At 34.9% G+C, this 20,860-nt stretch carries 17 protein-coding genes; 16 read left to right on the top strand and 1 reads right to left on the bottom strand.

What is annotated here, in order from left to right:
* Positions 1 to 78 precede the first annotated feature (78 nt).
* The 6 genes from prfB to trxB all read left to right on the top strand — a co-directional run bounded on the left by prfB (position 79) and on the right by trxB (position 5,340).
* Positions 79 to 1,195 (top strand): peptide chain release factor 2 gene (prfB, locus tag F3I00_RS06980; RefSeq protein ID WP_113532452.1). Its coding sequence is split into 2 segments (ribosomal slippage): positions 79 to 150 and positions 152 to 1,195, totalling 1,116 coding nucleotides; the frame shifts between segments, so codons are not numbered across the junction.
* Positions 1,196 to 1,214: 19 nt separating this feature from the next.
* A complete protein-coding gene (locus F3I00_RS06975; protein ID WP_003648437.1) occupies positions 1,215 to 1,493 on the top strand; it encodes a hypothetical protein in 279 nt (92 codons plus the stop codon).
* Positions 1,486 to 2,445 carry an HPr(Ser) kinase/phosphatase gene (gene hprK / locus F3I00_RS06970; RefSeq protein WP_020806699.1) on the top strand — a complete coding sequence of 320 codons (960 nt, stop codon included), beginning with the start codon at positions 1,486 to 1,488 and terminating at the stop codon, positions 2,443 to 2,445. The genes F3I00_RS06975 and hprK overlap by 8 nt, the downstream gene beginning before the upstream one ends.
* Complete coding sequence (gene lgt, locus F3I00_RS06965) at positions 2,442 to 3,278, top strand: prolipoprotein diacylglyceryl transferase (protein ID WP_159311039.1); 837 nt, start codon at positions 2,442 to 2,444, stop codon at positions 3,276 to 3,278. The genes hprK and lgt overlap by 4 nt, the downstream gene beginning before the upstream one ends.
* A gap of 35 nt (positions 3,279 to 3,313) precedes the next feature.
* On the top strand, positions 3,314 to 4,333 hold the full coding sequence (locus F3I00_RS06960; RefSeq protein ID WP_020806697.1) for an NAD(P)H-dependent glycerol-3-phosphate dehydrogenase: 1,020 nt from the start codon (positions 3,314 to 3,316) through the stop codon (positions 4,331 to 4,333).
* 71 nt (positions 4,334 to 4,404) lie between these two features.
* Positions 4,405 to 5,340: a thioredoxin-disulfide reductase gene (gene trxB / locus F3I00_RS06955; protein WP_003648441.1), complete on the top strand. Its 936-nt coding sequence runs from the start codon at positions 4,405 to 4,407 to the stop codon at positions 5,338 to 5,340.
* Between the two features lie 91 nt (positions 5,341 to 5,431).
* On the opposite strand, the gene galE is transcribed toward trxB, so the two are convergent.
* Complete coding sequence (gene galE, locus F3I00_RS06950; RefSeq protein ID WP_003646820.1) at positions 5,432 to 6,424, bottom strand: UDP-glucose 4-epimerase GalE; 993 nt, start codon at positions 6,422 to 6,424, stop codon at positions 5,432 to 5,434.
* 153 nt (positions 6,425 to 6,577) lie between these two features.
* On the opposite strand from galE, the gene F3I00_RS06945 reads away from it, so the two are divergent.
* From F3I00_RS06945 to yvcK, 10 genes are all read left to right on the top strand, one after another.
* Complete coding sequence (locus F3I00_RS06945) at positions 6,578 to 7,579, top strand: LacI family DNA-binding transcriptional regulator (protein ID WP_020806696.1); 1,002 nt, start codon at positions 6,578 to 6,580, stop codon at positions 7,577 to 7,579.
* Positions 7,580 to 7,709: 130 nt separating this feature from the next.
* Complete coding sequence (locus F3I00_RS06940; protein ID WP_020806695.1) at positions 7,710 to 8,879, top strand: galactokinase; 1,170 nt, start codon at positions 7,710 to 7,712, stop codon at positions 8,877 to 8,879.
* Between the two features lie 18 nt (positions 8,880 to 8,897).
* Positions 8,898 to 10,367, top strand: a complete 1,470-nt coding sequence (locus F3I00_RS06935) for a UDP-glucose--hexose-1-phosphate uridylyltransferase (RefSeq protein WP_020806694.1) — start codon at positions 8,898 to 8,900, stop codon at positions 10,365 to 10,367.
* A 1-nt stretch (position 10,368) separates the two neighbouring features.
* Entirely contained in the window at positions 10,369 to 11,355 is a 987-nt protein-coding gene (locus F3I00_RS06930) for an aldose epimerase family protein (RefSeq protein ID WP_020806693.1), read from the top strand.
* 148 nt (positions 11,356 to 11,503) lie between these two features.
* Entirely contained in the window at positions 11,504 to 13,228 is a 1,725-nt protein-coding gene (locus F3I00_RS06925; RefSeq protein ID WP_020806692.1) for a phospho-sugar mutase, read from the top strand.
* Positions 13,229 to 13,325: 97 nt separating this feature from the next.
* The gene (gene uvrB, locus F3I00_RS06920; protein ID WP_020806691.1) at positions 13,326 to 15,341 is read left to right on the top strand and encodes an excinuclease ABC subunit UvrB; all 2,016 of its coding nucleotides are present in this window, start codon (positions 13,326 to 13,328) and stop codon (positions 15,339 to 15,341) included.
* 14 nt (positions 15,342 to 15,355) lie between these two features.
* Complete coding sequence (gene uvrA, locus F3I00_RS06915; protein WP_003648448.1) at positions 15,356 to 18,217, top strand: excinuclease ABC subunit UvrA; 2,862 nt, start codon at positions 15,356 to 15,358, stop codon at positions 18,215 to 18,217.
* 55 nt (positions 18,218 to 18,272) lie between these two features.
* Complete coding sequence (locus tag F3I00_RS06910; RefSeq protein ID WP_020806690.1) at positions 18,273 to 18,812, top strand: HdeD family acid-resistance protein; 540 nt, start codon at positions 18,273 to 18,275, stop codon at positions 18,810 to 18,812.
* A 118-nt stretch (positions 18,813 to 18,930) separates the two neighbouring features.
* Positions 18,931 to 19,806: an RNase adapter RapZ gene (gene rapZ, locus F3I00_RS06905; protein WP_159311038.1), complete on the top strand. Its 876-nt coding sequence runs from the start codon at positions 18,931 to 18,933 to the stop codon at positions 19,804 to 19,806.
* A gap of 16 nt (positions 19,807 to 19,822) precedes the next feature.
* Complete coding sequence (gene yvcK, locus F3I00_RS06900) at positions 19,823 to 20,860, top strand: gluconeogenesis factor YvcK family protein (RefSeq protein ID WP_020806689.1); 1,038 nt, start codon at positions 19,823 to 19,825, stop codon at positions 20,858 to 20,860.

Genomic DNA, 20,860 nt, shown 5'->3' with positions numbered 1-20,860 from the left:
CAAAGGGAGGCAGATAATGTCTCTCTTTTTTGCTATTATTAAAGTAAAAGTGATTTAGATGATGTGAGGAATATAAAAATGGAGATTAGTGAAATTCAAGCAAAACTAAATGAATTAAATCCTAAGTTAGAACATTTTAGGAGGTCTCTTTGACTTTGATTCATTAAACGAGGGGATTGCAATCAATGAGCAGAAAATGGCGGAACCCGGTTTTTGGGATGATCAAGAACAAGCACAAAGTTTAATTAATGAAACTAATCGGATGAAAGAAAAGAGCGAAAATTTCAAACAACTTGAAGAAAAGTTTGAAGATGCTCAAACAGCCTTAGAATTGCTTAAAACTGATCCAGATCCTGAGTTAAGTGAAGAATTAGCTAAAGAGATGTTTTCATTATCACAAAGTTTTCATGATTATGAATTATCATTATTGTTATCAGATAAATATGACCAACATAATGCTCTGATGGAAATCCACCCTGGTGCAGGTGGCACAGAGGCCATGGATTGGGCTGATATGCTTTTAAGAATGTATCAACGCTATGCAGCTAATCATGATTTAAAATTTGAAATTGAAGATTATGAGCCTGGTGAGGAAGCGGGAGTTAAAAGTGTAAGTGTCAGAATTCAAGGTAAGAATGCTTTTGGCTTACTTAAGTCAGAAAATGGCGTCCACCGGCTAGTCAGAATTTCTCCTTTTGATTCCGCTAAAAGACGCCATACCTCTTTTGCTTCGGTTGAGGTTATACCCGAGATTGATCAGAGCATTGAGGTTGATATTAATCCAGATGATTTAAGAATTGATGTTTATCGTTCAAGCGGTGCAGGTGGTCAGCATATTAACAAGACTTCAAGTGCTGTTAGAATTACCCACTTGCCTACTGGAATTGTTACTTCATCACAAGCTCAACGTTCTCAATTGCAAAATCGAGAAACTGCAATGAATATGCTGCGTGCTAAATTGTTCCAGCTGGAAGAGGAAAAGAAAAAGAAGCAAACAGAAGAACTCAAAGGCAATCAAAAAGAAATCGGTTTTGGCTCTCAAATTCGTTCATATGTCTTCCATCCCTATAATATGGTGAAAGATCATCGAACTAATTTTGAAACAAGTGACGTGAATGGCGTAATGGATGGAAAATTAGATAATTTTATTTACGCTTATTTACAGTGGCTTTTAAGTCAAAAAAATCCAAACTAAATGTTAAGGAAAAAAGCTTATGGGATTTGTAACTATTTTAATATTAGTATTAGCTGCATTAGTTATTTTAAGTATCTTATTTTCCGTGTTTAAGTTCTTTATTGGACTTTTACCGGCCGCATTAATTGTTGCCTTGATAATTTGGTTGATAGCTAAGTTTTCAGGTAATAAGAAAGATTCAACTGATTCTGGTATTCATAATCCAGTGCAGCCAACTAGCAATAATCAAAAGCGAAAGAAAGCACGAGATGTTTCAGTCAAAGATGTAGAAGATAAAGAGGACAACAAAAATGGTTGAAGCAGTTAAAGTTAGCGAATTAGTAAAAGATGTACCTTCACTTAAGATTATTGAAGGAAAAGAATATTTAAGTCAAAAGTTAATTGATACTTCAGATATTTCGCGACCAGGGTTAGAATTAACAGGATATTTTGACTTTTATCCTAAAAATCGAATTCAACTTTTAGGAAGAACCGAAATTTCTTATAGTGCACGTTTAGACCATGATTTACGCGAGCGGGTTTTTAATAAGATGGCTACTCCTGAGACCCCTTGTTTTATTGTGTCTCGTGGTTTACCAATTCCTTCCGAAATGCTTGAGGCTGCTGAGAAAGAGAATATCCCTGTTTTTTCTAGCAATATGGCTACAACGCATTTATCAAGTGTGATTACTCAGTTTTTAGATGAAAAATTAGCGTCAAGAAAGAGTATTCACGGTGTTTTAGTAGAAATCTACGGAATGGGTGTCTTAATTATTGGAAATTCTGGTGTTGGTAAGTCAGAAACTGCCTTAGACTTAGTTAAAAGAGGACATCGTTTAATTGCGGATGATCGAGTTGATGTTTACCAAAAAGATGATAAGACTGTAGTTGGGGAAGCTCCCAAAATTTTGAAGCACTTAATGGAAATTCGAGGAATTGGAATTATTGATGTGATGAATCTTTTTGGTGCTGGCGCGGTTAAGGATAGTACTGAAATACAATTAATAATTTGCTTGCAAAATTGGGATCCTAAAGCTAACTATGATCGTTTGGGATTCAATGAAAAGACACGTGAGATTTTTGAAGTAGACGTTCCTCAAGTAACGGTTCCTGTTAAAGTTGGACGAAACTTAGCAATTATTATTGAAGTTGCTGCGATGAACTTTAGAGCTAAGAAGATGGGATATGACGCAAGCCAAAAATTTGAACAAAATCTTACTGAATTAATCTCAGATAATTCTAAAAAAGACGAAGGTGAAAGCAAGAAATGAGTTTAGCTTTAAATCCGGTAGCTTTTGATTTGGGACCAATTCAGGTTAAGTGGTATGGCATTTTAATGGCTACTGGTGTTTTGGTTGCCACTTTAATGGCAATTAATGAAGGAAAAAAAAGACAAATTATGCCTGATGACTTCATTGATTTCCTTCTTTGGGCAGTTCCAATTGGTTTTATTGGTGCTCGAATCTATTATGTAGTTTTTGAATGGGGATATTTTTCGCAACATCCTGATCAAATAATTGCTATTTGGAATGGTGGAATTGCTATTTATGGCGGTTTGATAGCTGGCTTAATAGTGTTATTAATTTTTTGTCATCGAAGAATGCTTCCTCCGTTTTTGATGCTTGATATTATTGCTCCTGGTGTGATGGCTGCTCAAGTAATTGCACGGTGGGGCAATTTTATGAATCAGGAAGCACATGGCGCTAAAACGACCTTATCATTTTTAGAAAGTTTACATTTACCGCACTTCATTATTCAACAAATGTATATTAATGGTTCATATTATCAACCAACTTATTTATATGAATCGGCTTTAAATTTGATTGGTTTAATTTTAATTTTGAGTTTAAGGCATAAAAAACATTTGTTTAAGCGGGGGGAAATCTTTTTAAGTTATGTAATTTGGTATTCTGCTGTCCGATTCTTTGTTGAAGGAATGAGAACGGATAGTTTATATATCGCTAATACGATTCGAGTTTCACAGGCATTAAGCTTGATTTTGTTCTTTGGGGCGATTATTCTTTGGATTTATCGTCGAAAGGTTATAAAGCCGAAGTGGTATTTAGCTGGTAGCGGATTAAAATACCCGTATAATAGAGATTGAAAGAAATATTTTTTATAGAAAGTTTGAGTAAGAAAATGGCAAAAATTGCAGTTTTAGGTAATGGATCATGGGGTTCAGTTCTTGGTTCAATGTTAGCTGATAATGGAAATGATGTAGTGTTATATGGAAATATTGATAGTGTTAATCAGGAAATCAACGAGCACCATACGAACACTCATTATATGAAAAATTGGAAACTTAATCCTAATGTACCAGCTACTGGAGATCTAGAAAAAGCATTAGAAGGTGCAGAGATTGTTTTATTTGTTTTACCAACTAAAGCAGTTCGAATTGTTGCTAAAAATGTACGTAAAGTATTAGATAAAAGTGGGGCAACTCCTTTATTAGTGACTGCAACTAAAGGAATTGAACCAGGAAGCAAAAAATTAATTTCAGATATTTTAACTGAAGAAATTTATCCTAATAATAGTGAAAAAATTGTAGCTATTTCAGGTCCTAGTCATGCTGAAAATGTTGCTCAAAAAGATTTGACTGCAATTGCTTGTGCATCAACTAGCGAAGAAAATGCAAAGAGAATCCAAGAAGTATTTTCAAATAACTATGTTCGTTTTTACACTAATGACGATTTAGTAGGTGTTGAAGTAGGCGGAGCAGTTAAGAATGTTATTGCAATTGCGTCTGGTATCTTGGTTGGGCAAGGATATGGCGATGATGCTAAGGCAGCTTTAATGACTCGTGGTTTAGCAGAAATCACACGTTTAGGAGTAAATTATTTTGGTGCAAAACCAATGACATTCTCAGGCTTGTCTGGTATCGGTGATTTGATCGTTACTTGTACCTCAGTTAATTCTCGTAACTGGCGTGCAGGTAAGCAAATTGGTGAAGGCAAGAGCTTAGATTATGTCTTAGAAAATATGGGACAAGTTGTCGAAGGAGCTACTACTGTTAAAGCTGTTCACGAATTGGCTCAAGAAAAGAATATTGATATGCCAATTAGTGAAGCAATTTACCGTGTTTTATATGAAAATGCCAATGTTGAAGATGAAATTAAACAAATGATGGGAAGAACTCCAAAGCCAGAAATTCAACTTTAAGCAAAAGGATTGCAATTTTTATTTTCTCATAGTAATATATACTTACAAAAAGTAAGAATAGAGGCGAAAATATGTCTGAGAGAAAAAATTATGATGTAATTGTGATTGGAGCAGGTCCTGGTGGATTAACTGCTGCATTATATGCTGCTCGGGCTAACTTAAAAGTTGTTATTCTTGATCGCGGGATTTATGGCGGTCAGATGAATAATACGGCTGGTATTGATAATTATCCTGGCTTTGTTGATATTCAAGGACCTGAATTGGGTGAAAAGATGTATCAAACTGCTATGAACGCTGGGGCTGAATTTGCTTATGGCGATGTACAAAGTATTGAGCAGGATGGTAATAAAAAGATTATTAAGACTGATTCAGGTGAATATGAAGCAGGTGCAGTAGTTATTGCAACCGGAGCTGTTCATAAGCATCTTGGCGTTGCAGGAGAAGAAGAATATGCTGGAAAAGGTGTATCTTATTGTGCCGTTTGTGATGCTGCTTTCTTTAGAGACGAAGATGTTGCAGTAATTGGTGGCGGTGACTCAGCTATTCAAGAAGGGCTATATTTGGCTCAATCTGCTAAGTCTGTAACTGTTATTCATCGTCGTGATCAACTTCGTGCCAAGGCCGAATTGCAACAGAAGGCTTTTGAAAACAAGAAAATGAAGTTTATCTGGAATGCTCAAACTGAAGAAATTGTTGGCGATGGCAATAAAGTAACTGCAGTTAAATACAAAGATAAAGAAACTGGTGAAGAAAAAGAAGTTAAAGTAGCTGGTGTGTTTATTTATGTTGGTATTCAACCACAAACTGCTGTTTTTAAAGATCTTGGTATTACAGATGAACAAGGCTGGATTTTGACAGATAACAATATGCGTACTAAAGTTAAGGGTATTTTTGCTTTGGGTGATGTACGTGCTAAGGAACTTCGCCAAATTGCAACTGCAGTTGGTGAGGGAAGTATTGCTGGTCAAGAAGTATATAATTACTACCAAGGCTTGAATGAAAAGTAAATTATCAAATAAAAGCTGTCTATCATTAGTTTGTTGATAGACAGCTTTTTGTGTATGTAAAATTAAAATATATGTTATAAAATATTACCTTTTACTTATCTTCGTAGCCCTTTGGATGGCTCTTGTGCCAGTTCCAAGCAGTTGCAATTACATCATCAACATTTTCATGTTTTGGCTTCCAGCCTAAGACTTTACGAGCCTTGCTTGAGTCAGCAACTAAAGAATCAGGATCTCCGCCTCTTCTTGGTCCAATAGTGTAAGGAATGTCAATGCCAGTAACTTTTTTAGCAGCTTCAAGGATTTCTAAGTTTGAGTAGCCTTGAGCAGTACCTAGGTTGAAGACGTCAGACTTGTTAGTTTCCATCACGTGCTTAAGTGCCAAGATGTGAGCGTCAATTAAGTCTTCAACTTGAACGTAGTCGCGGACATTAGTACCGTCTTTAGTGTCATAGTCGTCACCAAAGATAGTAAAGTTGCCATCGCCAGAAATAGCACTCTTTAAGATGTTTGGAATTAAGTGAGTTTCAGGACCATGGTCTTCACCAATTGAACCGTCGCTTGAAGCACCAGCCACATTAAAGTAGCGAAGAGCGATTGACTTAATGCCGTCAGCTTTGTCAGCCCAGTGCATAATCTTTTCCATCATCATCTTGGTTTCGCCATATGGGTTGATTGGATCGAGCGGTGTATCTTCAGTAATTGGTAAAGTCTTTGGAATACCGTAAGTTGCAGCAGAAGATGAGAATACTAGGTATTTAACTTTAGCATCATCCATTGCTTGCAGAAGAGAAATCATACCTGAAACGTTATTGTCGTAGTACTTAAGTGGTTTCTTAACTGATTCAGGAACTAATGAGTAAGCGGCAAAGTGCATTACAGCATCAATGTTTTCATCACGTAAGATTTTGCTTACTAAATTAGTGTCTTCAATATCGCCTTGGTAAAACTTGGCTTTCTTGTCAACAGCCTTTCTGTGGCCAGTATAGAGAGAATCAAGGACAACGACATCGTTACCTTCTTCAATTAATTTTCTAACAGCGTGAGAACCAATATAACCGGCCCCACCAATAACTAATACTCGCATGGTGTGCTCCTTTACTTAATTATTTATTTGAAATCGATTACATTATAGCACGAAAATCAATAAATGCTTTATTTAATTAGTAAATAATTTAGTAATAGCACAATTATTAAGACTGTGATAAAGTAATTGTGAATATAGAAAAGTGGTGGAAATATGACAACAATTAAAGAAATCGCTGCTAAATCCGGTTTTTCCCCAGCGACTGTATCGCGTTTATTAAGTAATGATCCACGTCTTTCAGTTACTTCTGAAACAAAAAGTAAAATTTTAAGGGTTGCAAATGAACTAGGATATTTTAAAAAGAACAGCAATAAAGTTAATAACCTAAAACCAGAAATTGCTGTACTCTATCGTGTAAATGGAAATGAGCAACTGCAGGATGAGTATTTTTCTTTCTTGCGTGATGCCATTAGAAAGGTAGCAATAGAGAAAGAGATTAAGCTAACATTATTTACAGAAGTAGATGAATTGATAAAGCAAGCTTCACTTTTTCAGGGCTTTCTTGGAGTAGGTACGGCTGAACTTAACTATAAGGAACTGAAGAGACTGCATAATGTTTTGCCAAGCGGTGTATTTATTGATATCAATCCAGCACCGCAATTATTTGATTCGGTTCAACCTAATCTTGAATTGACTGTACAAGATGCAGTTAAGAAATTAATTGCTCAAGGATATACAAATTTAGGTTATATTGGGGCTGAAAGTTTTACTTTAGACCATCAACCTCAACGTGATATTCGTGAAATTACATTTACAGAGTTCTGTAAAACACAAGGAATAAAAAAGACTGAAGTTTTTGCTAAAGGAATTGTTAGTGTAAAAAATGGTTATCAATTAGCAAAAGAAGTAGTTAAAAAATTAGGTAGAAATTTACCAGATGCCTTTATTATTGCTTCGGATACCTTAAGTGTTGGTGTCTTACAATACTTCAATGAGGTAGGAATTAGGGTTCCAAAAGATACTGCTATCATTAGTATTAATAATAGTGAAGTAGCTAAATACATTTCACCCCCGCTTACTTCATATAATATCGATCAAACTGCTTTGAGCAAGTTAGCCATTTCTGTTTTATTGATGAGAATAACCAACTCAGATTTGCCCAAGGTTCACGTTACGATGAATACTAATTTAATTATAAGAAAGAGCTTTAACTAAGTGTATTGAACTAGTTCAATACACTTTTTATTATGAAAACCAGTAAATATATTTACTAAATTAATAAATAGTTTTATAATCGTCTATGAAAACGATTACAAATAAATAATTGATTTACGAGGTAAAAATTATGAATAAAGATGAATTACTTAAAGATTATCAAGAAATATTTGGTGAAGCAGGAAAGGATGTCTTTTTCTCACCTGGTCGAATTAACGTAATTGGAGAGCATACAGATTACAATGGTGGTCATGTTTTTCCAGCAGCAATTAGTTTAGGTGTTTATGGTGTCTATGGTCCAAGGACTGACAATAAAGTTCGTCTTTATTCAGGTAATGTCGATGGCGATATTGTCGAATTTGATTTAAATGATGATTCAGTAGAAAAAGATGATCGCTTTTGGGCTAATTACTTTAAGGGAATGATCACCTATCTTCGTCAAAGAGAAGATGGAGAAAAGATTAATCATGGTTTTAATCTATATGTTAAAGCTGATTTACCATCAGGATCTGGCTTATCTTCGAGTGCTGCGATTGAAATGTTAATGGGAATGATTTTGAAGGATGAATTTGATTTAGATGTGGATCGTCCTAGCTTAGCAAGACTGGGTCAAAAAACTGAGAATGAATTCGTGGGATTAAACTCAGGAATTATGGACCAATTTGCATGCATTATGGGAAAGAAAGATAGTGCTATTTTTCTTGATTGCAACACAATGAAATATGAATATAAACCACTTAAGTTAGGTGATTACGAAATTATTATTATGTCGACTAACAAAGAGCATACCCTAGCAGACTCTGCTTATAACGATCGTGTTAGCGAATGTCACAACGCTTTAGCAAAATTACAAACTAAACTAGATATTAAAGCTTTAGGTGAACTTGACGATAATACTTTTGATGAATATTCATACTTAATTAATGACGAAACAGAGTTAAAACGTGCTCGCCATGCTGTTAGTGAAAATGGTAGAACTATCAGAGCAACCAAAGCAATGGAAGATAATGATCTAGAAAAGCTAGGGCGTTTAATCAATGCATCTCATATTTCTCTTCATTACGACTATGAAGTAACTGGTAAAGAACTTGATACTTTAGCTGAAGCAGCTTGGAAACAAGATGGTGTATTAGGCGCTAGAATGATTGGTGGCGGTTTTGGCGGTAGCGCAATTGCAATTATAAAAAAGGATGAAGCTGAAGAATTTAAGCAAAATGTTGGAAAAATTTATCGTGATGCAGTTGGGTACGATGCAAGTTTCTATGATGCGGAAATTGTAGATGGAACAAAAAGAATTTAAGCTTAAGGAGCTACAGAAATGAAAATTATTGAGAAATTTGCAGATGAAGTCATTGCGAGTGGAGCATATAAAGAATTAGATCGTGTATATGTAATTAATAAGATCAAAGCTTTAGTAGGTGATGAAGATCAAGAATATGATGGAAAACAATCTCCAGTAAAACAACTTGTTCAAATAGCCGTTGATCGCAAAATTATTCCTGATGACAATACTTCACGCGAAGTTTTAAATGATAAGTTATATGATTTAAAAACGCCGACGCCTTCAAAAGTAAATGAAATTTTCTGGCAAAAAATGCAAAAATCTGCTAATGCAGCAACTGATTGGTTTTATAAGCTTTGCGTTGATAATAATTATGTAAAAAAAGAAGCTATTGCCAAAAATATTGTCTTTTCAGGAAAGAGCTCTAAGAATCATGAATTAGAAATTACGATTAATCTTTCAAAACCTGAAAAAGATCCTAAGGCGATTGCTGCGGCAGCTCATAGTACCGGTAATAAATATCCTCAATGTGCACTTTGTCTTGAAAATGAAGGCTATGTTGGCGGATATGGAAAGAATGTACGTAGTAATTTGCGAATAATTCGTATAATGATTGGTGGCCGTCCGTGGGGCTTTCAATATTCACCATATGCATATTTTAATGAACATTGTATTTTCTTAGATCAAAAGCATATTCCGATGATCATTAATCAGCAGACTTTAATTAATTTAGTAGATATTGAGAAACAACTACCAGAATATTTTGTTGGTTCAAATGCTGATTTACCATTTGTTGGTGGCTCGATGCTTGCTCATGAGCATTATCAAGGTGGTCGTCACGTCTTTCCAATGATGAAGGCGAAAATAAAAAAAGTGATTAATTTTGATCAATACCCAGAAGTTAAAGCTGGAGTAGTTGATTGGCCTATGAGTGATTTACGCTTAATTAGTAAAAATTCCTTAGATTTAATTGATTTGGGCAGTAAAATTATTGATTTTTGGTATCACTATAGTGACCAAGATCGTCAAATTAAAGCCTTTGATGGTGAAACTAGACACCATACAGTTACTCCAATTATGCATCGTGAAGGAGAAGATTTCGTTTTAGATTTAGTTCTTCGTGATAACAATACTAGTGATAAATATCCATTAGGAATTTTTCATCCACATGCTGAGCTTTGGCACATTAAAAAAGAAAATATTGGCTTAATCGAAGTTATGGGAAGAGCCATTCTCCCAGGAAGACTTAAGAAAGAACTAGAAGAAGTTAAAAAATATTTACTTAATGAAGATAATGAAATAGCTGATAGCCATCTTGATTGGGCCAAGAAAATCAAAGCAGAGCATCAGATTACTAGAGAGAATGTAGATAGTATTTTGCAACAGGCTCTAGTCGAAGTGTTTGATCAAGTTCTTGAATGTGCTGGTGTCTTTAAAAATAATAAAGATGGAGAAGCTGGTTGGCAAAAATTTACCAAGGCTTTAGTAAGCGAGGTAGATAAATAAAATGAAAACAAGTTTTGTAAAATATGGTGTAAAAGATGGGCAAGATCTATGCGAGATTAGCCTTGAAAATGATCATGGGATGCAAGTTAAGCTTCTTAATTACGGAGCAACTTTAGAAAAAGTTCTACTCAATAGTGAAAATATGATCTTGTCATTAAACAGTCCGGAAGACTATTCAAAAGAGAGAAATTTTCTAGGTGGAACAGTTGGTCGAATTTGTGGTCGTGTTCGCTTAGGACAATGGAAACATGGAAATCATATTTTTCAACTACCTAAAAATGATGGAGAAAATCATATTCATGGTGGTATTGGTACTGACATGAAAGTTTGGAATTTTAAATTAAAAAATTCCAATCAAGAATCTAAAGCTGATCTTTTCCTTTTTGATTCAGATGGTGATAATGGCTATCCTGGCAATATGAAATTACATGTAACTTACAGGCTAGATAATGAAAATAATGTGTCATATAAGCTTGAAGCGGTTAGTGATCAATTAACTATTTTTAATCCAGCAAACCATACTTATTTTAATTTAGGTGAACGAGCAACTGATTTACAATTACAACTTGCAGCCGGTTACTATTTACCAGTTGGTAAAGATGGACTACCAAATCAAGGAATGCAAAGCGTAGAAAATACAGTTTTTGATTTTCGAAAAGGTAAGAGAATAGCTGAAACATTAAACAGTGATAATAGTCAAATTAAGTTACGCAATGGCTTAGATCATCCCTTTATCTTAAATGGGATGCAACCAGCAGCAGTTTTAACATCTGATAAACATAAAATGGTTATGACAACTAATGCTCCTGCAATTGTTACCTATACAGCTAACCACTTTAATCATACTGGTATTGCAAACAATATTGGTCAATATGACGGAATTACTTTAGAAGCACAATGCCCACCAGCAGAAGGGATAAACTTAGGTGAAATCACTTTACTTCCTTATGAAAAGTTTGAGCGAAAGATTAACTGGAACTTTAGTTAATTAAGAGTTTTTTCAAATATCGAATAGAAAAGAAGACGTTAAATCTTTTGCGAGCAGAATAATTAAATTGTTAATTATGATAGCAATTTCATTATAACTTGCGTTAAAATAGCAGATGAAACCATAAAATTTACGTAAAGAGGAAATTATGAACGCAAAAGAAATTTATAGTCAATGGACTAATGCAAATAATTTACCTGATTATTTAAAAGATCAATTAAACAAATTAGGTAAAGATGAAAAGTGGATTGAAGATGCTTTCGGACAAGATATTAATTTTGGTACTGCTGGAATGAGAGGGCGGCTTGAACCAGGTACTAACAGAATTAACTTGTTTACTGTGGGAAGAGTAACCGAAGGACTTGCAAGATTAATTGATGAAAATGGTGAAGAAGCTAAAAAACGTGGTGTCGCAATTTCTTTTGATTCACGTTATCACTCAAGAGAATTTGCTGAGCATGCTGCTCGTATTTTAGGTGCACATGGAATTCATGTTTATTTATTTGATGATTTAAGACCAACTCCTGAATTGTCATTTGCTGTTCGTCATTTAAATACTTTTGCTGGAATTAATATCACTGCTTCCCATAATGCTAAGCAATATAATGGCTACAAGGTATATGGTGAAGATGGTGCTCAAATGGCTCCAGAAAATGCAAATCGCTTGTTTGCTTACGCTCAAAAAGTTGATGATATTTTTGGCGTTAAAGCTGCTCCAGTAGAAGAATTGCGTGCTAAGGGTACATTACAATTAATTGGTGAAGATGTGGATGAAGCTTACTTAGCTCATTTGAAGGATGTTACTGTTGATCCTGAAATGGTTAAAGCTAACGCTAATAAGCTAAAGATTATTTATACTCCATTGCATGGTACTGGTAAAATGCTTTACGATCGCGCATTCAGACAAGGCGGTTTTGACAATGTCATTCCAGTTCCAAGTCAATCAATTATTGATCCTGAATTTCCTACAACTATTAAGCCAAATCCCGAATACCGTGATGTGTTTGAACCAGGCTTTAAGTTAGCTAATGAAGTAGATGCAAATGTTATTATTGCAACCGACCCAGATGCCGATAGAATGGGTGCTGCTGTTAGAAAATCAGATGGTGACTTCCAAGTTCTAACTGGTAATCAAATTGCTACTTTAATGGCATACTACTTATTAGTTCACATGAAAGAAAACGGAACTTTATCATCTGATTATGAATTAGTAACCTCAGTAGTTTCTAGTGCACTTCCATTTAAGATTGCTGATGATTTTGGTATTAAGACCAAGCATGTGTTAACTGGCTTTAAGTACATTGGTGAAGAAGTTGACCGCATGAACAAAGAAAATGACGGTAAATTCTTAATGGGCTTTGAAGAAAGTTACGGCTACTTATTTAAACCATTTGCTAGAGATAAGGATGCTATGCAAGGTGCATTGATGTTTGCAGAAGTAGCAAGTTACTATGCATCTAAAGGCATGACTGTTTTTGATGGTTTGCAAGAAATTTGGCAAAAGTATGGTGTGGCTTACGAAATTACCAAGGCTATTGAAATGCCAGGTATTGGTGGTCAAAAGAAAATGGCTGAATTAATGAGTAAATTACGTAAAGAGCACTTAACTGAAATTAATGGTGCCAAAGTTGTAAAAATCCAAGACTTTGAAACTCAAGAAACCATTGAAGGAAACAAAAAGACTCCATTAACTGGCTTCCCTAAATCTAATGTTTTGAAGTACTTCTTAGATGATGAAACTTGGGTTGCTCTTCGTCCATCTGGAACAGAGCCTGTAATTAAGGCTTATGTTGGTGTAAACAAGAAGGATATTGAAACTGCGGAAAAGGCAGCTGAAGAATATCAAGATGCATTAGCAAATTTATTAAAGTAATGCAAAAATAGTGCGAAAATACGTTCGCTGTAGTAAAATGAATACGTTAATAGAAGTTGGGCTATTTTAGTCCAACTTTTTTTGCGGAGGATCGAAAATGATTAGACGACAAAAAAACAAAAAATTTGAACTTGTTTCTAAATTTCAACCAGCAGGTGATCAAGAGCAAGCAATTAAAAAGTTGACTGATGGTTTTGAAAACGGTGAAAAGGCCCAAATTTTAGAGGGTGCTACTGGGACAGGTAAGACTTTTACTATGGCGAATGTAATTGCTAAATTAAATAAACCTACTTTAGTAATCTCGCATAATAAAACTCTTGTTGGTCAGCTTTATGGTGAATTCAAAGAGTTTTTCCCTAAAAATGCCGTTGATTATTTTGTATCTTACTATGATTATTATCAGCCTGAAGCTTATGTGCCACAGTCGGACACATATATTGAAAAGGATTCATCAATTAATGATGAAATTGACCAGTTGCGTCATAAAACTACCAGTGATTTAATGTCAAGAAATGATGTAATTGTCGTTGCTTCAGTTTCATGTATTTATGGTTTAGGTGATCCAAGAGAGTATGCAGCAAGTGTAGTATCTATCTCTGAAGGCCAAGAAATTAGCCGTGATGTATTATTACGGGACTTGGTGAATATTCAATATGATCGTAATGATATTGATTTTCAACGTGGTCGTTTTAGAGTCCGCGGTGACGTGGTAGAGATCTTTCCTGCTGGTTATTCTGATCATGCATTTAGAGTTGAATTTTTTGGTGATGAAATTGATCGGATTGTTGAAGTAGATTCTTTGACTGGTGAGGTAATTGGTGAACGCGAACAAGTTTCTATTTTCCCGGCAACACACTTTGTTACTAATGAACAAATTATGCAAAGAGCTTTGGCTTCAATTAAAGATGAAATGAATATTCAAGTTAAAAAATTCGAGGGAGAAGGTAAGCTTTTAGAAGCTCAACGAATTAAGCAAAGAACTACCTATGATATGGAAATGATGAGTGAAGTTGGCTACACTAACGGAATTGAAAATTATTCTAGGCACATGGAAGGACGTAAAGCTGGTCAGCCTCCGCATACTTTACTTGATTTCTTTCCTGATGATTTTCTAATTTTAATTGATGAATCGCATGCTACAATGCCAGAATTAAAGGCGATGTATAACGGAGACAGAGCTCGTAAGCAAACTTTGATTGATTATGGTTTTAGATTACCTTCAGCTCTGGATAACCGACCACTAAAATTAGAAGAGTTTGAAAAGCATGTAAACCAAATTATGTATGTTTCAGCAACTCCTGGAGACTATGAGTTAAATCAGACTGATCATAAAGTTGAACAAATTATTCGTCCTACTGGACTGCTTGATCCAGAAATTGAAGTTAGACCAATTAAGGGACAAATTGACGATTTAGTTGGTGAGATTAATAAACGAATTGATCGTAATGAACGTGTTTTTGTTACGACTTTAACTAAAAAGATGGCAGAAGACTTAACTGATTATTTGAAAGACCTGGGGATCAAAGTTCGCTATTTACACTCAGATATCAAGACATTAGAACGTTTAGAGATTATTAGAGACTTAAGGCTTGGTAAATTTGATGTTTTAATCGGAATTAATCTTTTGCGAGAAGGAATCGATGTACCGGAAGTGTCTTTAGTTGCAATTCTAGATGCAGATAAGGAAGGTTTTTTACGTTCAACTAGACCTTTAGTTCAAACGATAGGACGTGCTGCTAGGAACTCAAATGGTAAGGTAATTATGTATGCAGACTCAATTACGGATTCGATGCGAGAAGCAATTGATGCTACAGAAAGAAGACGTAGTTTGCAGATGAAGTTTAACAAAGAACACGGCATTACACCTAAAACTATTGTTAAACCTATCAGGGATGTTATTTCAATTACTAAAGATAGTGATGAGAAGGAAAATAAAGAAAGTTTTGCTGATCTAAACTTTGATGAATTGACTAAGAAACAAAAGCAAACCATGATCAAAACTTTGACTGCTCAAATGCAAGAAGCTGCAAAGAAACTAGATTTTGAAGAAGCAGCTAACTTACGTGATGCAATTATGGATTTACAAAAGCAAGTACATGAAAAGAAAAAGTAGAGGAGGAAAGCTAAATGGCAAATGATAAAATTGTAATTCATGGAGCGCGTGAACATAATTTAAAAGATATAAGTTTATCGATTCCAAAAGATAAATTAGTAGTTATTACCGGGTTATCAGGTTCAGGAAAAAGTTCATTAGCTTTCGATACTTTATATGCTGAAGGTAGAAGAAGATATGTTGAGTCACTATCAAGTTATGCTAGACAATTTTTAGGCCAAATGGATAAGGCTGACGTTGATTCAATTGATGGCTTAAATCCCGCAATTTCCATTGATCAAAAGACGACGTCTCATAATCCGCGTTCAACAGTTGGAACTGTAACAGAAATTAATGACTATTTGCGTTTACTGTGGGCACGCGTTGGTCATCCAATTTGTCCAAATGATGGAACTTTGATTGAGAGACAAAGCGTGGATCAGATGGTAGATCGCGTAATGGATTTACCTGAAAGAAGCAGAATTCAGATTTTAGCTCCAATTATTCGCGCTAAAAGAGGAGAACATAAGGAAGTATTTAAACGAATCCAGCGTGCGGGTTATGTACGGGTAATTGTAGACGGTGAAATGCATGAAATCACTGATGATTTTGACCTAGACAAAAATAAACGGCACAGTATTGATATTGTTGTTGACCGCTTAATTGTTAAAGAAAATATTCGAAGTCGTTTATTTGATTCTGTTGAAGCTGCTCTTCGTTTGGCAGATGGCTACATGGATGTTGATGTGATTAAAGGTGAACGTATTAACTTTTCTGAATACTATGCCTGTCCAATATGTGGCTTTACGGTCGGCGAAATGGAGCCTCGTTTATTTTCATTTAACGCGCCTTTTGGAGCTTGTCCTGATTGTGATGGATTGGGGATGAAATTATCAGTTGATGAAGATTTAGTTATTCCTGATAAGGATAAAACTTTAGCAGAGGGAGCTTTAGTGCCATGGTCTAATTCAAAATACTATACTGCCATGCTTGAGCAAGCATGTATGGCTTTAAAAATACCTGTGGACAAGCCATATAAAAAATTAACTAAAAAGCAAAAAGATCTAATTTTAAATGGATCTAAAGGGAAAAAAATCAAATTTCATCTTGAAGGTGACTTTGGTGTAAATGATACTGTTCAAGAATTTGAAGGAATTTTAAATAATATCAATCGTCGTTATCATCATCCAATGTCAAAATTTATGCGTGATGCAATGGGTAAGTATATGACTGAACTTACTTGTTCAACTTGTCACGGTAAGCGATTAAATGAAAAGGCATTAGCAGTAAAAGTAAATGGCAAAGATATTGCTGAAGCTTCTGATCTGTCAATTTCTAAGTCATTGAACTTTTTTAATTCAGTAAAATTAAGTGAACAAGAAAAGATGATTGCTAAACCAATTTTGAAAGAGGTACGTGATAGATTAACTTTCTTAAAGAATGTTGGTTTAGACTATCTGACTTTATCTCGTTCTGCTGGAACTTTATCCGGTGGAGAAGCACAAAGAATTAGACTAGCAACCCAAATTGGCTCTAATTTATCTGGCGTTATGTATATTTTGGATGAGCCATCAATTGGTCTTCATCAGCGAGATAACGATCGACTTATTTCTTCGCTGAAAAAGATGCGGGATCTTGGTAATTCTTTAATTGTAGTCGAACATGACGATGAAACGATGAAACAGGCCGATTACTTAGTTGATATGGGACCAGGAGCAGGTGTATATGGCGGAAAAGTAATGGCTGCTGGTACACCAGAAGAAGTGATGAAGAATCCTAAATCTTTAACTGGACAATATTTATCAGGTAAAAAGATCGTTCCTGTACCGTTAGAGAGAAGAAAGGGTAATGGTAAAAAAATTACTGTTACTGGTGCTGCTGAAAATAACTTGAAGGATATTTCAGTAGATTTCCCTCTAGGGAAATTTGTTGTAGTAACCGGCGTTTCAGGTTCTGGAAAATCAACTCTTGTAAACTTGATTCTGAAGCGTGCTTTAGCACAAAAATTAAATAATAATTCAGCTAAACCAGGAAAGTATAAGTCAATTAAGGGATATAAAAACATCGAAAAAATTATCGATATTGATCAAAGCCCTATTGGGCGGACACCACGTAGTAATCCTGCAACTTATACTAGTGTATTTGATGATATTCGAGCTTTATTTGCACAAACTAATGAAGCAAAAATGCGTGGATATACTAAAGCGAGATTTTCTTTTAATGTTAAGGGCGGTAGATGCGAAGCTTGTCATGGTGATGGAATTATTAAAATCGAAATGAATTTCTTACCTGATGTTTATGTACCTTGTGAAGTTTGTCATGGGACAAGATACAATTCAGAAACTCTTGAGGTAACTTACCGTGAAAAAAATATCTCGCAAGTTTTGAATATGACAATTAATGAAGCTTGCAAATTTTTTGAAAATATTCCTAAAATTCATCGTAAGCTACAAACAATCGTTGATGTTGGTTTGGGTTATGTAAAACTTGGGCAGTCAGCCACAACTTTATCTGGTGGGGAAGCACAGAGAATGAAATTAGCTTCTGAATTACAGAAGCTTTCCACGGGTAATAATTTCTACATTTTAGATGAACCAACAACGGGTTTACATACTGATGACATTAAGCGGTTATTAGAAGTATTGCAGCGCTTAGTCGATGAGGGAAATACTGTTTTAATTATTGAACATAACTTAGATGTTATTAAAAACGCTGATTGGTTGATTGATTTAGGCCCTGAAGGTGGAGATGGCGGTGGTCAAGTTGTGGCTACTGGTACTCCAGAAGAAGTTGCTGAAGTTAAAGAAAGTTATACGGGACAATACTTAAAACCAGTTCTCAAGCGAGATATTAAGTTAACTAAAAAGTTAATGAATAGCAAAGATGAGCAGGAATAAAGTTAATGGTGTTTTAGTAAATTAAGTGTAGAATATTATCTAGGAGGATATAAAAATGAACGATATTTATAATTCTAGACACCAAGGCTTTGATTGGGGTTCATTCATAGCAGGAATTTTGTTTGTTGTTGCATCATTCTTACTATTACGTTACCCTGGTCGTGGTTTAAGCGCATTTGTATTTGTATTTGGTATTTTGTCAATTTTACAAGGAATTATTTGGATTTCCGCATATGTAAAATTTCATAATATTTTTGATTTAAGCTGGGTTACGTTAATTTCAGCAATTGTCGATATTGTAATCGGAGTTTTATTCTTATGTTCACGTGAAATTGGTGGATTAACCTTAGCTATTTTATTTGCTATTTGGTTCTTAGCCGACTCAATTATCGGTATTATCTTTTCATGGCACTTGCGCGAATATTCAACTGGCTATTTTGTTCTCTGCTTAATTTTGAATATTGTTAGTTTGATTATTGCTTTTGCTTTGCTATTTAATCCAGTGCTTGCTGCTATTACTTTGGTTTATTTGGTAGCATTTTGGTTAATGGTATTTGGAATCAATGAAATTTTTGTTTCATGGATGCACAGATAAAATAAAAAGTCGTTTTTAAAGTAGTTGATTGTGATAACTACTTGTGACAACGACTTTTTATTTTATTCAAAAAATGAAACACCCGGTATGTTATAATAGCGATTAAGGAGGGATAGCTATGGCTGAACAAAAGAAACAATTATTGATTGTTACTGGTATGAGTGGCGCAGGTAAAACTGTGGCAATCAAAGCTTTAGAAGATATGGGATATTTTGTGGTAGATAATTTACCACCAGAATTATTGGGAAGTTTCTGGGAATTAATTAACAATTCATCAGATTTTAGTAAGGCAGCAGTAGTTGTTGACTTGAGAGTAAAAAGCTTCTACAAAGATTTGGTTGACGAAATTAAATCTTTAGAAGATAGTCAAAATGTTCAGTCGACTGTCTTGTTTTTAGATGCTTCAGATGATGTATTAGTATCTCGGTATAAGGAAACAAGACGTTTGCCACCATTAGCTCATACAGGACGCTTATTGGATGGGATTCAAGAAGAAAGAGCTATTTTATCAAGAACTAAAAATATATCAAATATAATTATTGATACCTCCCGTTTAACTACTAAGGAATTAAAAGCTAAATTAGTAGATAAGTTTGGAGATAATCAAACTCGGACTTTTTCAATTGAAGTAATGAGTTTCGGCTTTAAGTATGGTATTCCAATTGATGCTAATATTGTAATGGATGTGAGATTTTTACCGAATCCATTCTATATTCCTCAACTTAAACCATTTACTGGCTTAGATCGTCGAGTTTTTGATTATGTAATGAGCAAGAAAGAAACTAAAAAGTTTTATGCTAAGTTTTTAGACATGTTAGAGACGGCTATTCCCGGATATATTGCGGAAGGAAAAGAAAAATTAACTATTGCAATTGGATGTACTGGTGGTCAACACCGGAGCGTTTCAATCGCTCGCCAATTAGCAGTTGATTTGGCTAAGAAATATCCTGTTGATATTTCTCATCGAGAAATTAGTCGTTATATTGGACAATAAAGGAGATTGTTGGGAGATGGCGTACGGAGAAAATAAAATTGTACGTGTCATTCGCGGACGTCGCCCTAAAATTGTTGTTATTGGTGGTGGGACAGGGTTACCTGTTATTTTGAATGCTTTAAAGGAACAAAATGCCGATATAACAGCTATTGTAACTGTGGCAGACGATGGTGGATCATCAGGTGCAATTAGAGATTATATTAATGTGGTGCCGCCAGGCGATATTAGAAATGTGCTAGTTTCTTTATCCGACTTACCACAGGAAGAAAAAGATATTTTTCAATACCGTTTTAATTCATCTGACTCATTTTTTGCAGGTCATGCAATTGGAAATTTAATTATTGCCGCTTTAGATGAAATGCAAGGGAATATTTTTGATGCTGTTCAATCGTTATCAAGAATGATGCGAATTGATGGGCGAATTTTCCCTGCTTCAAACGAACCCTTAACTTTAAATGCAGAATTTATTGATGGGACAACTGAAGCTGGTGAAACAGAAATTACTTCAAAGGATAAGCGCATTAAACGGGTATGGGTAACTGATACTGATTCTGACGATGAGCCAAAGGCAGTTTTACCTGTTTTAGCTGCAATTATGCAAGCAGACGCAGTGGTTTTAGGACCAGGTAGTTTGTTTACCTCAATTTTACCTAATTTGATGATTTCTAATTTAGGTGATGCTGTGAGACAAACTAAGGCTGAAGTTATTTATATCTGTAATATCATGACGCAGCAAGGTGAAACAGATCATTTCACAGCAGCGGAACACGTTCAAGTTATTAATGATCATTTAGGTGGTCATTATATTAATACTGCCTTAGTTAACGGAGCTAAAATTGATATGAGTAAGTTTAATCCGGCAGATTATGATGCTTATCTTGAACCGGTAAGAAATGATTTTGCTGGGTTACGGGCTCAGGATTGCCGCGTAATTACGGCTGACTTTATTGATCAGCATAGTGGATTAGTTTTTCATGATGGTAAAAAAGTAGCCGATGAAATTTTAAATTTGGCTTTTGAAGCATATTGCCGAAGAAAAAGGGAACAGGATTAG

The sequence above is a fragment of the Lactobacillus sp. JM1 genome (genome assembly GCF_009834385.1).
GTDB classification, from domain to species: Bacteria; Bacillota; Bacilli; order Lactobacillales; family Lactobacillaceae; genus Lactobacillus; species Lactobacillus paragasseri.
This window is presented reverse-complemented; position numbering and strand designations above follow the sequence as displayed.

Bases quoted from the DNA above. Each gene is read 5' to 3' on its own strand.
- F3I00_RS06975 (WP_003648437.1), top strand. From the start codon at position 1,215: ATGGGATTTGTAACTATTTTAATATTAGTATTAGCTGCATTAGTTATT.
- hprK (WP_020806699.1), top strand. From the start codon at position 1,486: ATGGTTGAAGCAGTTAAAGTTAGCGAATTAGTAAAAGATGTACCTTCA.
- lgt (WP_159311039.1), top strand. From the start codon at position 2,442: ATGAGTTTAGCTTTAAATCCGGTAGCTTTTGATTTGGGACCAATTCAG.
- F3I00_RS06960 (WP_020806697.1), top strand. From the start codon at position 3,314: ATGGCAAAAATTGCAGTTTTAGGTAATGGATCATGGGGTTCAGTTCTT.
- trxB (WP_003648441.1), top strand. From the start codon at position 4,405: ATGTCTGAGAGAAAAAATTATGATGTAATTGTGATTGGAGCAGGTCCT.
- galE (WP_003646820.1), bottom strand. From the start codon at position 6,424: ATGCGAGTATTAGTTATTGGTGGGGCCGGTTATATTGGTTCTCACGCT.
- F3I00_RS06945 (WP_020806696.1), top strand. From the start codon at position 6,578: ATGACAACAATTAAAGAAATCGCTGCTAAATCCGGTTTTTCCCCAGCG.
- F3I00_RS06940 (WP_020806695.1), top strand. From the start codon at position 7,710: ATGAATAAAGATGAATTACTTAAAGATTATCAAGAAATATTTGGTGAA.
- F3I00_RS06935 (WP_020806694.1), top strand. From the start codon at position 8,898: ATGAAAATTATTGAGAAATTTGCAGATGAAGTCATTGCGAGTGGAGCA.
- F3I00_RS06930 (WP_020806693.1), top strand. From the start codon at position 10,369: ATGAAAACAAGTTTTGTAAAATATGGTGTAAAAGATGGGCAAGATCTA.
- F3I00_RS06925 (WP_020806692.1), top strand. From the start codon at position 11,504: ATGAACGCAAAAGAAATTTATAGTCAATGGACTAATGCAAATAATTTA.
- uvrB (WP_020806691.1), top strand. From the start codon at position 13,326: ATGATTAGACGACAAAAAAACAAAAAATTTGAACTTGTTTCTAAATTT.
- uvrA (WP_003648448.1), top strand. From the start codon at position 15,356: ATGGCAAATGATAAAATTGTAATTCATGGAGCGCGTGAACATAATTTA.
- F3I00_RS06910 (WP_020806690.1), top strand. From the start codon at position 18,273: ATGAACGATATTTATAATTCTAGACACCAAGGCTTTGATTGGGGTTCA.
- rapZ (WP_159311038.1), top strand. From the start codon at position 18,931: ATGGCTGAACAAAAGAAACAATTATTGATTGTTACTGGTATGAGTGGC.
- yvcK (WP_020806689.1), top strand. From the start codon at position 19,823: ATGGCGTACGGAGAAAATAAAATTGTACGTGTCATTCGCGGACGTCGC.